The organism is Streptomyces sp. NPDC014891, from assembly GCF_043081085.1.
GTDB lineage: Bacteria > Actinomycetota > Actinomycetes > Streptomycetales > Streptomycetaceae > Streptomyces.
Genome location: NZ_JBIBWF010000001.1, coordinates 767,637 through 779,787, shown reverse-complemented (window position 1 = coordinate 779,787; position 12,151 = coordinate 767,637). Strand labels below are relative to the sequence as shown.

General features: G+C 74.9%; 6 protein-coding genes. 1 reads left to right on the top strand and 5 read right to left on the bottom strand.

Annotated elements, in window-relative coordinates; all coding sequences use genetic code 11:
* Window positions 1-19 precede the first annotated feature (19 nt).
* Window positions 20-1,906 (top strand): AMP-dependent synthetase/ligase, encoded by a 1,887-nt coding sequence (locus ACF09E_RS03170; protein ID WP_392203583.1) that lies wholly within the window; start codon window positions 20-22, stop codon window positions 1,904-1,906.
* Window positions 1,907-1,936: 30 nt separating this feature from the next.
* Here the strand turns inward: ACF09E_RS03170 and ACF09E_RS03165 are convergent, their stop codons facing one another.
* The 5 genes from ACF09E_RS03165 to ACF09E_RS03145 form a co-directional block, all read right to left on the bottom strand.
* Window positions 1,937-3,343: a M1 family metallopeptidase gene (locus tag ACF09E_RS03165; protein ID WP_392203582.1), complete on the bottom strand. Its 1,407-nt coding sequence runs from the start codon at window positions 3,341-3,343 to the stop codon at window positions 1,937-1,939.
* Between the two features lie 44 nt (window positions 3,344-3,387).
* Window positions 3,388-7,290: a Pls/PosA family non-ribosomal peptide synthetase gene (locus tag ACF09E_RS03160; RefSeq protein ID WP_392203581.1), complete on the bottom strand. Its 3,903-nt coding sequence runs from the start codon at window positions 7,288-7,290 to the stop codon at window positions 3,388-3,390.
* A 213-nt stretch (window positions 7,291-7,503) separates the two neighbouring features.
* Window positions 7,504-8,130, bottom strand: coding sequence for a maleylpyruvate isomerase family mycothiol-dependent enzyme (locus tag ACF09E_RS03155; protein WP_392203580.1), 627 nt, complete (start codon window positions 8,128-8,130; stop codon window positions 7,504-7,506).
* 66 nt (window positions 8,131-8,196) lie between these two features.
* Window positions 8,197-10,509: an alpha-N-acetylglucosaminidase gene (locus ACF09E_RS03150; RefSeq protein WP_392203579.1), complete on the bottom strand. Its 2,313-nt coding sequence runs from the start codon at window positions 10,507-10,509 to the stop codon at window positions 8,197-8,199.
* 39 nt (window positions 10,510-10,548) lie between these two features.
* Window positions 10,549-12,138, bottom strand: coding sequence for an MFS transporter (locus ACF09E_RS03145; RefSeq protein WP_392203578.1), 1,590 nt, complete (start codon window positions 12,136-12,138; stop codon window positions 10,549-10,551).
* Window positions 12,139-12,151: the final 13 nt, after the last annotated feature.

The window sequence follows — 12,151 nt, the reverse complement described above, 5'->3', positions numbered from 1 at the left end:
CCGGCCCCGGGGGGTTGAGTTGAGTTCCGCGCCGCACCTGCTCGAAAGCCGCCCGCCGTCGATGGCGCACATCCTCCTCTCCCGGGTCGGGGCCACCCCGGACCGGGAGGCCTACCGCCACCCCGTCGCGGCCGGGAACGGCCCGCCCGGCACCGAGGAATGGCACTCGCTGACCTGGGCGCAGACCGGCGAGCGCGTGAAGGCGATCGCGGCCGGCCTGCTTACCCTCGGGCTGGCGCCGGAGGACCGGGTGGCCATCTCCTCCTCGACGCGGATCGAGTGGATCCTCGCCGACCTGGGCATGATGTGCGCCGGCGTCGCCGCCACCGCGGTCTACCCGAGCACCGACGGCGAGGAGACGGCGTACATCCTCGCCGACTCCGGGAGCCGGGCGATCTTCGTGGAGAACGCCGAGCAGCTGGCCAAGGTCGCCGCCCACAAGGCCGGGCTGCCCGCGCTGGCCACCGCCGTCGTCATCGACGCGCCGGCGGACCCGCCCCGGGCCGAGGGGCTGGACGTGCTCACCCTCGCCGAACTGGAGCAGCGGGGCGCGGCGCACCTGAAGGAGCACCCGGACGCGGTCGACACCAGGGTCGAAGCCATCCGCCGCGACCAGCTCGCCACCCTCATCTACACCTCGGGCACGACCGGCCGCCCGAAGGGCGTGCGCCTGGCGCACGACTGCTGGTCCTACCAGGCCGCCGCGCAGGAGGTCAGCGGACTGCTGCTGCCCGACGACGTCCAGTTCCTGTGGCTCCCGCTCTCCCACGTCTTCGGCAACGCCCTGATCGCCGGCCAGGTGAAGACCGGCAGCGTGATCGCCGTGGACGGCCGGATCGACCGCATCATCACCAACCTCCCCGTCGTCCGGCCCACCGTGATGGCGTCCGCGCCGAGGATCTTCGAGAAGGTCTACAACGGCATCGCCGCCCGCTCCAGGGCCGAGGGCGGCCTGAAGCACCGGATCTTCCTCTGGGCGGCGAGGATCGCCCGCGACCACGCCAGGACCGGGCAGGAGACCCTGGTGGCGACGGGACGGCGCGCCGTGCCCCGGTGGCTGGCCGTGCAGCACGCGGTGGCGGACCGGCTCGTCTACGGCAGGATCCGGGCGGCCTTCGGCGGCGCGCTCCGCGGCAGCGCCTCCGGCAGCGCGGCGCTCGCCCCCGACATCGGCTACTTCTTCGCCGGGGCGGGGGTGCCCGTCCTGGAGGGCTACGGCCTGACGGAGACCAGCGCGGCTGTCACGGTCAACCCGGTCGAGGACTTCCGGGTGGGCACCGTCGGCCGCCCCCTGCCCGGGACCGAGGTCCGCATCGCCGAGGACGGGGAGATCCTGCTGAGGGGGCCCGGCGTGATGCGGGGCTACCACAACCTGCCGGAGCGGACCGCCGAAGTGCTGGACGCCGACGGCTGGTTCAGCACCGGTGACATCGGCGAGATCGACAAGGACGGCTTCGTCCGGATCACCGACCGCAAGAAGGACCTGTTCAAGACCTCGGGCGGCAAGTACATCGCGCCCACGGAGATCGAGAGCCGCTTCAAGGCCGTCTGCCCGTACGCGAGCAACATCGTGGTCATCGGCAGCGACCGGAACTACTGCACCGCGCTGATCGCGCTCGACGAGACCGTGATCATGCCCTGGGCGGAGGCCGAGGGCCTCGGCGGGCGCGGCTACGCGGAGGTCGTCTCGTCGCCGGAGGCGCACGCGCTGATCGACGGCTTCGTGCAGCGGGTCAACGGCGGCCTCCAGCGCTGGCAGACGATCAAGAGGTTCGCGGTGCTCCCGCGCGACCTCACCGTCGAGCACGGCGAGCTGACCCCGAGCCTCAAGGTCAAGAGGCCCGTGGTGGAACGGACGTACGCCGACGTCGTCGAGGCGATGTACGAGGGCGCCTGGGAGGCCTGACACCGGAGGAGCCCGTGAGGGCGTCGACCCCTAGGCAGAGGCCCTGCCCAGACCCCCGGATCCGCCGTTCGTCGGCGGGTACGAGGGGCGTGCCGGTATCGACGGGGAGCCGTGCGGGGCCGGGAGGGGCGGCAGGGCAGGCTGCCGCAGCCACGCCGTGAGCAGGGCGTCGACCGGCTCGGCGGCGTAGCGGGACACGTGCGCCGCGAACGACGCCGTGGTCACCACGCCGTGGCGGTGCACGGTCGCCCAGTCGCGCAGCATGCGGAAGAAGGCCTCGTCGCCCAGGGCGCAGCGGACCGCGTGCACGGTCAGGCCGCCGCGCTCGTACAGCCGGTCGTCGAACATCAGCTTGCGCCCCGGGTCGGCGAGCTTCAGGTCCTGCGGCAGCCCGGCGAGGAACCGGTGGGCGACGGCCGCCAGTTCGTGCGCCGTCCGGCCGCCCGAGCGCTCCGACCAGAGCCACTCGGCGTACTTGGCCAGGCCCTCGTTCAGCCAGATGTGCCGCCAGTCGGCGATGGTCACGCTGTTGCCGAACCACTGGTGCGCGAGCTCGTGCGCGACCAGGCGCTCGGAACCGCGCGCGCCGTCCACGTGGTTGGCGCCGAACAGGGAGAGCCCCTGGGCCTCCACCGGCACGTCCAGCTCCTCGTCGGCGACGACCACCGCGTACTCGCCGAACGGGTACGGCCCGAAGAGCTCCTCGAACAACCGCATCATCGCGGGCTGCCGGGCGAAGTCGCGGGAGAAGCGGGACAGCAGGTGCGCCGGCACGTGGGCGCTCTGCGGCACCCCGCCGAGCCCCGGGTCCCCCAGCAGCACCGTCTGGTACATGCCGATGGAGAGCCCCACCAGATAACTGGACGTCGGCGCGGCCTGCTCGTACACCCAGGTGGTCGTGCTGGCCTTGGTCGTGCGGGTGAGCAGCCGCCCGCCCGCCACCACCGTGTACGCCGACGGCGTGTTGACCGAGATCTGGTACGAGGCCTTGTCGGCGGGCCGGTCGTTGCACGGGTACCAGGAGGGCGCGCCCACGGGCTGGCTCGCGACCAGCGCGCCGTCGGTCAGCTCCTCCCAGCCCAGCCCGCCCCAGGGGCTCCGCACCGGCTTGGGGTTGCCCGCGTAGTGCACCTCCACGGTGAACGCGGCGCCCGCGGTCAGCGGCTTGGCCGGGCGGACCCGGAGCCTGCCGCCGCGGTGGGTGTAGTGCGGGGCCCGCCCGTTCACCAGGATCCGGCCGACGCGGAAGTCGGACAGGTTCAGCTGGAACTCGGTGAGCGGCGCCCGGCCGGCGATCGCGCTGAGCCGCGCCGTCCCCGCCAGCCGGTTGGGGCCCGGCCGGTACTCCAGAGCGAGTTCGTACCGGTGCACGCGGTAACGGGAGTCGCCGTGGTCAGGGAAGTACGGGTCCGTCGCCGTCGTCCGCTCGCCGCTCACTGCCGCTCCCGCTCCCTGCCCTGTGCCGTGCCCGTGCTGCCCGTTCAGGGCCGCCACGCCTCGATCGGATTGCCCAGCCAGCGGGTGTCGGCGGGGACGGATTCCCCGGCCATCACGAGCGAGGCGGGACCCAGCGTGCTGCGGGCCCCGACCGAACTGCCGGGCAGGACGATGCCGCCCGGGCCCAGGGTGGCGCCCTCGCGGAGAACCACAGTATCCGTCCTCAAGATCCGGTCGTGGAAGAGGTGCGTCTGCAGGACGCAGCCGCGGTTCACGGTGGCCCCGTCGCCGAGGGCGACCAGATCTGTCTCCGGCAGCCAGTAGCTCTCGCACCACACCCCCCGGCCGACCCGGGCCCCGAGGCCGCGCAGCCACAGGGTGAGCAGCGGGGTGCCCGGCACGGCCCCGACCAGCCACGGAACGGCGAGGACCTCGACGAAGGTGTCGGCCAGCTCGTTGCGCCACACGAATCCGGACCACAGGGGGTGCTCGCCCGTCCGGTGCCGGCCCACGAGCAGCCACTTGGCGGCCACCGAGAGCAGGCAGGCGGCCGCTCCGGCGCCGAGCAGGACCGGCCCGGACAGCAGGGCCGCGGTCAGGAGACCCGCCTCCGCCGCCAGGGCGCACAGCGTCGCCGCGGTCAGGACCGCCAGGGCGGCCGAGGCGAACACCGGGAGCAGCCGGCAGAGCTCCACCAGGCCGCGCGCCCAGAGCAGCCGGGCGGGCGGGTCGTACGTCCTGCTGAGGTCGGAGTCCGCCGCGGACCGCGGCAGCCGGACCGGCGGCAGGCCCAGGTACGAGCTGCCCTTCTTGGCCTTCTTCGGCGTCGCCGAGAGCACCCCCACCAGCCCGTCGTCCGGCACCGTGCGGCCCGGCGCGGTCATGCCGGAGTTGCCGAGGAAGGCCCGGCGGCCGATCTCGGAGTGCCCGATCCGCACCCAGCCGCCGCCCAGCTCGTACGGGGCGGTCAGGGTGTCGTCCGCGAGGAACGCGCCCTCGCCGACCGTGGTGAGGCTCGGCAGGGCGAGCACCGTGGACACCTCGGCCCCCCGGCCGATCCGCATCCCGAGCAGCCGCAGCCAGACCGGCGTGATCAGCCCGGCGTACAGCGGGAACAGGGTCTCCCGCGCCCGGTCCATCAGCTGGGTCACGGTCCACGCCTGCCATGCGACCCGGCTGTGCGTCGGATGACTGCCGGTCCGCAGCCCGAGGCTGAGCAGCCGCACGGCGACGAGCACCAGCGACGCGTACGCGAGGCCGTAGGCGAGGGCCCCCGGCACCACGGCGACCAGGGCTCCCCGCAGGGCCCCGGAGAGCCCGGCGCCGGCGGGCACGAAGCGGGTCGCCACCAGGAGCGCGGGCAGGGCGGCGAGCACCGGCAGCAGCGTGAGCAGGAAGCCGGTCGCGCCGTAGACCGCCCGCCAGCGGAGCGGGCGCGCCGGGCGGTCCCCGGGCCAGTTCCGCTTGGCCTTGCCGAGCTTGCCCGCGGGCGCCCCCGCCCAGCGCTGCCCGGTCGGGATCTGCCCGGCCACCGCGGACCCGGGGGCCACCTCGGCCCGCTTGCCGACCCGCGCCCCGGGGAACAGCAGGCTGCGGGTGCCGACCACGGCGCCCGCCCCGACCTTCACCGGTCCGATCTCCAGCCGGTCGCCGTCCAGCCAGTACCCGGAGAGGTCCACCTCGGACTCCACCGCGCAGCCGCGCCCCAGCTTGAGCATGCCGGTGACCGGCGGCAGCGAGTGGAGGTCCACGTCGGGCCCGACCTTGGCGCCCAGAGCCCGCGCGTAGCGCTCCAGCCAGGACCCGGTGAGCGAGGTCGCGCCGGACAGCTCGGCGAGCCGTTCGGCCGTCCACAGCCGCAGGTGCACCCGGCCGCCGCGCGGATGGCGGCCCGCCCGCACCCCGCGCAGCAGCAGCCGCGCGCCGCCCGCCGCGATCGCGAGCCGGCCGGGCGGGCTGAAGAACAGCGCCGCCCCGGCGGCCACCAGCCACCACGAGGCGGTCGGCGCCCACGGCGCGGACCCGGACCACGCCAGCACGTTGCCCAGGGCGAGCAGGGCCACCGTCCAGCGGAGTCCGACGACGGTGAAGAGCGGCACCAGCAGGAGGGACTGGAGCAGGCCGGCCCGGAACGGGACCGGGGGGATCGTCCGGACGGCCCCGTCGTCCTGGACGGACCGCTCCAGCCGCCGGGCCAGCTTGCGCAGCGTGGGCTGCTGGTAGACGTCGACGACGGCCGCGCTCGGATAGCGGGTGCGGAGCCGGGTGGTGAGCTGTGCGGCGGCGAGGCTGCTGCCGCCGATGGCGAAGAAGTCGTCGGCGGCGCTCGTGACGGCCACCCCGAGGGTCTCGCTCCACTGCTCGGCCAGCCAGGCCTCCGTGCCGTACAGCTGCTCGGCGGGGCCGGCGGTCTCCAGGTCGGGCAGGGGCCACGGCAGCGCGTCCCGGTCGACCTTGCCCGACGTACGGGTGGGCAGCTCGGCGACCGGGGCGAGGAGCGGCACCAGGGCCGCCGGGAGCTCGGCGCGCAGCCGCTCGACCGCGGCGGCGCGGTCCCAGCCCTCCTGGGTCACCAGGTACCCGACGAGCAGCTGGTTGCCGCTGCGCGCGGTGCGGACGGCGGCGGCCGCCCCGGCGACACCGGGCAGCCCCTGGAGGGCGGAGTCCACCTCGCCCAGTTCGATGCGGCGGCCGCCGAGCTTGATCTGCTCGTCGCCGCGGCCGAGGAAGACCAGGCCCTCGGGTTCGGCCCGGACCAGGTCGCCGCTGCGGTAGGCGCGCTCCCAGCCGAGGGCCTCCAGCGGCGCGTACTTCTCCGCGTCCTTCTCGGGATCGAGATACCGGGCCAGCCCGACGCCGCCGATGACCAGCTGGCCGCTGCCGCCCATCGGCACCGGCTCACCGGACTCGTCGACCACGGCCAGCTCCCAGCCGTTCAGCGGGAGACCGATCCTGATCGGCTCCGCGCCGGTCAGCAGGGAGGCGCAGGCGACGACGGTGGCCTCGGTGGGCCCGTACGTGTTCCACACCTCGCGGCCCTCGGTGACCAGCCGCTGGGTCAGTTCCGGCGGGCAGGCCTCGCCGCCGAAGATCAGCAGCCGGACCTCGGCCAGGGTCTCCGGTTCCCACAGCGCGGCGAGCGTCGGCACGGTGGAGACCACGGTGATCTCCTGCTCCACCAGCCAGGGGCCGAGGTCGGCGCCGCTGCGCACCTGCGACCGGGGGACGGGGACCAGGCAGGCGCCGTAGCGCCAGGCCAGCCACATCTCCTCGCAGGAGGCGTCGAAGGCGACGGAGAGCCCCGCCATCACCCGGTCGCCGGGACCGATCGGCTCGTCGACGAGGAACAGCGCGGCCTCGGCGTCCACGAACGCGGCGGCGCTGCGGTGGCTGACGGCGACGCCCTTGGGCCGGCCCGTGGAACCGGAGGTGAAGATGATCCACGCGTCGTGCCCGGGTCCGGGGCGTCCGGCCGGGGCGCGCTCGCCCTCGCGGCCGGTGGCGTCGATCCGGCCCCCGCCGCCGACGACCGCCCGTACCCCGGCCTCGCCGAAGACCAGCTCGGCCCGCTCGTCCGGGTCCTCGGCGTCGACCGGCACATAGGCCGCCCCCGCGGCGAGCACCGCGAGGATCGACGCGTACAGCTCGTTCGTCCCGGACGGCACCCGGATCCCCACCCGGTCGCCGAGCCCCACGCCGGCCGCCGCCAGCCCCCGGCGCCGGTCCTCCACCTCGGCGGCGAGCGCCCGGTAGGTCAGCTGCGCGGTGCCGTCGTCCAGGGCGAGTTCGTCGGGGTGGGCCCGTACCGACGCCTCGAAGACGTCGACGAGGGTGCGCACCGGGGCCGCCGGGCCGGCGGAGAACCGGGCCGACTTGTCGGCCTCCTCCTCGCGGCCGTCCGCGTCGTGGAGCAGAGCGGTCTCACCGTGTTCGGGTGTGGCTGCCATCGGACCTCGCGTCTCGTTCCCGGCAACGTCCGGGTCGCCGGCGGAGCCCGGGTCTGCCCGGGTTGTTCCGTTCCGACGCCAAACAGCCCGCCAGTCTAGTGTGTCGGCCCGGATTCTCCGGGCGACACCTTGCGCGTGGCTGGTGCCCGGCGGTATAGGAGGCGTCTTCCGGCTGACCGTGCGGTGGCCGGCACCGCCCGGTCCCGCGCCGGCTCAGGCACCGGCCGACAGCACGGCCGTCCCCGGGCCGCGGAGGTCCTCCAGCACCGCCGCGCGCCCGGTCACCGCGAGCAGCAGGGACAGCGCGGGCCCCTCCGCCTCCGGCCCGGCGCCGAGTGCCAGGCCGGTGTCGGTCGCGGTGATCCGGACGCGGGACAGCAGTTCCTTCGCACCGCCGAAGGCGACCGGGGTACGGGCCTGGAGGCGCAGGGCCCGCTCCACGGCCCGCGGCGGGTACGAGCGGGTGAGGCCCAGGGGGCGGCGGATGTCCTCCCCGTGGACGAGTTCCTCCACGAGCCTGCTGTCCAGGGGCGCGGGCGGCGCCGAGGTCCTCGGCGCCGCCCGGCGGAACCGGTCCAGGGTCTCCGCCGGTGTGGCCCCGCGCTCCCGTTCCACCCCGCGCGTGTTCAGGCGGTCGAAGTCGAACCGCGCGCGCACCAGGCCCGCGAGGAATCCCAGGCGGGTCGCCCGCGCGTTGTCGACGAGATGGGCGAGCACGTCGTGCACGGTCCACCCCGCGCAGAGCGACGGGCGCCGCCACTGCTCGTCGTCGAGGCGCGCGAGGTCGCCGATCAGCGCCGCGCGCTCCGCGTGCACCAGGGGCCAGACGTCGTCCGTCACGGTGTCTCCTTCGTGTCCGTCGGTGTCACTGCCGACACGGGGAAGGACCTCCGGAACGGCCGGAACTCATCGGCGGGCCGCGGCCAGTGCCGTCCGGACCTCGCCCGCCAGGGCGACGGGGTCGCCCGCGGGCTCCGTCGGATAGCTCTGGCGGCTGTGCGCCCAGGCGTCGTCGCGGGCGAACCAGTCGATCGCGGCCGGCGCCGCCCCGGTCTCGAGCGCCCGGTCGAGCCCCGCGAAGTAGGCGGCCCAGCGCGGCGCGTGGACGTCCTGGACGAGCCCCGCCCACTCGCGGTTGGCGTAGTCGCGCAGACCGCCCGTCTCGCTCGGCCCCCGGTCGCCCCAGGTGGTGAGGATCGAGCGGGCGTCGTACTCCAGCCGGTCGCGCTCCGCCGGATCGGCCCCCCAGGAGCGCGCGTCCTCGAGCCAGGGACCGACCAGGAACCGCGGGTCGGAGCCCACGAGCCGGCCGAGCAGCTCGTGGTGCGCCTGCCACTCCCGCACCAGCGTGCGGAAGCCGCTCAGGTCCTTGCCCTCGTAGGCGGCCCGGATACGGGGCAGCAGGACCCTGCTGCGGTTGGTGAGCGCCTGCCGGGCCACGTCCACGAGGTCGAAGCGGTACGCGTCCGTGGTCCGCAGCGGGGCGGCCACCCGGAGGAGTTCGCCGAGCGCCCGCTCGACCGTGGCGGCGTCGTACCGCATGGCCTTCGGGCTCCACTTGGCCGCGGTCGACGCCGTCAGCGACGGCCGTGCGGCGAAGAGGCTGTCCTGCGGCTCGCTCCAGGTGCCGGTCTGCAGGGTGTACGGGCCGCGGCGCAGCTCCTCCCACGCGGCGGCCGCGTGCGGGTCCGCGCCGCCGTAGCGGCGGGCGGCGTACGCGGCGAACCAGCTCTTCTGGTCGATCGGCCCGGACCGCCAGGCGAGCGCGGTGAAGAGGTCGAAGGCGGCGGGGTTCCCCCCGGTGCCCTCGGGGAGGTACGCGATGCCGCGCAGCGCGCTGCCCTCCGTGCCGAGCCAGGCGTGGAAGCGGTCGAGCCAGGCGCCCGTGTTGGCGCCGATGCTGGTGTGCCCGCCGAAGTTGGGGATCGTGCCGAAGGCGTACGGCGTGCCGCCCCAGCGGGCCTCGCGGTCGAGTCCGTCGTACCGGTCGGAGAGTCCGTCTACGATCAGCACCCGGCTGCGGTCGACGCCGCTCAGGAGGGCCGGGGCCGGGTTGTCCTGCCAGCCGAGCATGACCCAGGTGGCACCGGGACGCGCGGTGTCCAGGGCGCGCTGGACGGCTCCGGCGGCCGCCGCGACGTCGACCCCGCCCGCGCTGCCGCCCTCGTGCAGCAGGTCCATCTTCACCATGTCGCTGGGGCCGAAACGGGCCTGCTGGAAGCGGTAGTAGGAGGCGGCGAGCCGGTCGAAGACCGGCCCGGTCGGGTCCAGCCAGGCGGGCCGGTCGAAGCCCACCCACCGGCCCTGCGGCACGGTGACCGCGCCGTCGTTCCGGCCCGCGAAGTCCGCGGGCACGGTGCCGAAGAACCCCGGCAGCACGGGCGTCATCCCCAGCGACCGGAGGTGGTGGGCGATCCGGGCGCCGAGCGCCGCGCGGGCCTCCACCAGCTGCTCGGAGACCGGCCCGGCGAAGCCCGACAGGTTCTGCAGCAGCCACCAGCCCTGATGGGCCGGGCCGGGGATCCACGCGCGCAGCTCCGCCGCGCTGTAGCCGAACTCCTGGAGCGCCCGGTAGTACGGGTACTCGCCGCCGGTCGGGACGAAGACCTCGTTCACGCCGTGCAGCGCCATCAGGTCGATGTCGTGCTGGTAGGAGGCGAAGTCGCGGTAGGCGCCGGAGTACCCCTCGTCGGTGTCGTTGAGGGCGTAGCGGTGGGGGACGGACGCCGACCGGCTGAGCGTCCCGGTGACCGCGGGGAGCGTCGCGGGCAGCCGGCCGACGCTGGAGCCGGGCCAGCCGAGGTCGACGCCCGCGACCTCCTCCAGGTACCGGCCGACGCCGGTGAGCAGCGTGGCCGGCGACGTGCCCCGGACCACGATCGCCCCGGCCCGGCCCGAGACCGTGAAGGAGTCGCCCGACGGGGACTCCTCGACGGGCACCAGCGTGAACTGCGCGGCCCGGGACGGCAGCAGGCGCTCCAGGGCGGCCCGGGCGGGCGCGGGGTCGAAGAGGGCCGCCGGGCCGTGGGCCGCCGTCGGGCCGGCGGGCGACGGCGCGGCCGCGGAGGCGGTGGCGCCCGGCAGGGGGCGCACCCCGGGCGCGGCCGCCGCCAGGGCGGCGAGCACCGCGACGGCGAGGGCGGTGCGCCGGCGGCGGGCGGGGGCGCCGCGGCGGGTCGCGAGGAGGGAGCGGCATCGGGGGAACAGGCGGCGGCCCATGTGGCTCCTGCGGGGAAGTGGTCGGCGGCTGGGCGGGGTTCAGCGGTCGGGGGTGCGCTCGGTGACCCGCGTCCCAGGGTGGGCGAGCGCGCACAGGAACGCCACGGCCAGGGCGATCGCCATGCCGTAGAACACCCATTGGTTGGCCTCGGCGAAGTCCATCCGGATCGCGTCCCCGGCCCCCTGCAGGGCCTTCGCCACCGGCCCGTCGCCGGGGGGCCCTTGGCCGTCCGGGTGGCCGGTGACGGCCTCGGCGACCTTCTCGGCCGTGGCCGACGCCTCGGCCCGCGGCAGACCGCGGGCCTGGAGCGTGGCGGTGATGCGGTCCGTGGAGACATGGGCCAGCAGGGTACTGAAGACGGCCATCCCGATCGCGGCGGCGTAGTTCCGGATCGTCTGGGTGATCCCGGTGACCTCGCCGTACGAGGCGCCGATGGCCCGGTTGACGGCGTCGGTGGAGGCCGGGGCGAGGAGGAAGCCGATGCCGGCGCCGGCCATGGCCGCGTACGGCCACTGGTCGTGCATGGACAGGTCGGTCATCTTCTGGGCCCACAGGTAGAACCCGACCGCGCCGAGCGCGCAGCCGATCTTCATCGCCGGCCGGGCGCCGCGCTTGTCGAGGATCCGTCCGCCCCACTGCGAGGCGATGCCGAAGCCGATGAAGAAGTAGAGGAGGAACAGCGCGGCCTGGTTCGGCGAGGCGCTCAGCGAGACCTGCGCGTACACGGAGGAGAAGAAGAACACCGGCACGAAGGCGAGCATCGCGAAGAACAGGACGAGGCTGTCCACGGTGAAGGCGCGGTCCCGGAAGACGTCGAAGTCGATCAGCGGGTGCGTGGTGCGCCGCTCGTAGCCGTAGAACAGGACGAGGACGAGCAGGCCTCCGACGATGCAGGCCCAGGTCGCGACGCTGCCCCAGCCCCAGGACGAGGCCTGCTGGAAGCCGAGCACGCTCAGTCCCATGCCGACGGCGACGAGCGCCGCCCCGACGACGTCGAGCCGCTCGGGGCGGCGGCTCTCGGGGATCCGGGCGAGCAGGGCGAGGACGATGGCGACGACGGCCACCGGCACGTTGACCCAGAAGATCGCCCGCCAGGTCCACGCGGTCAGCCAGCCGCCGAGCAGGGGCCCGACGGCGGTGAGGGCGCCGGAGAGCCCGAAGAAGAGGGCGAGCGCCCGGCCGCGCCGCTCGACGGGGAAGACGGCGATGACGACGGCGAGGGCCGCCGGGAACATCAGGGCGGCGCCGAGGCCCTGGGTGGCGCGGAAGACGATCAGCCAGGTCTGCGCGAAGTCGCCTGCCGGGACGCAGCCGCACAGCACCGAGGAGAGGACGAAGACCAGGGTGCCGATCAGCATCACCAGGCGGTGTCCGAAGAGGTCGGAGAGCCGGCCGCCGAGCGCGAAGAACGCGGCGAGCGACAGCAGGTAGGCGTTGACGACCCACTGCATGCCGGAGGCGGAGAGGCCGAGCTCGGAGGTGATGTTCGGGGCGGCGATCGAGACGATGGTCTGGTCGATGAAGGTCATCGACACCGCGAAGAGCATGGCCGCCAGCGCGAGGTTCTGACGGGGCGCCCGGGCGGCCGTAGGACCGGTCGGTTCGGGGTGCGGGGAAGTACCTGCCATGTACGGATGATCG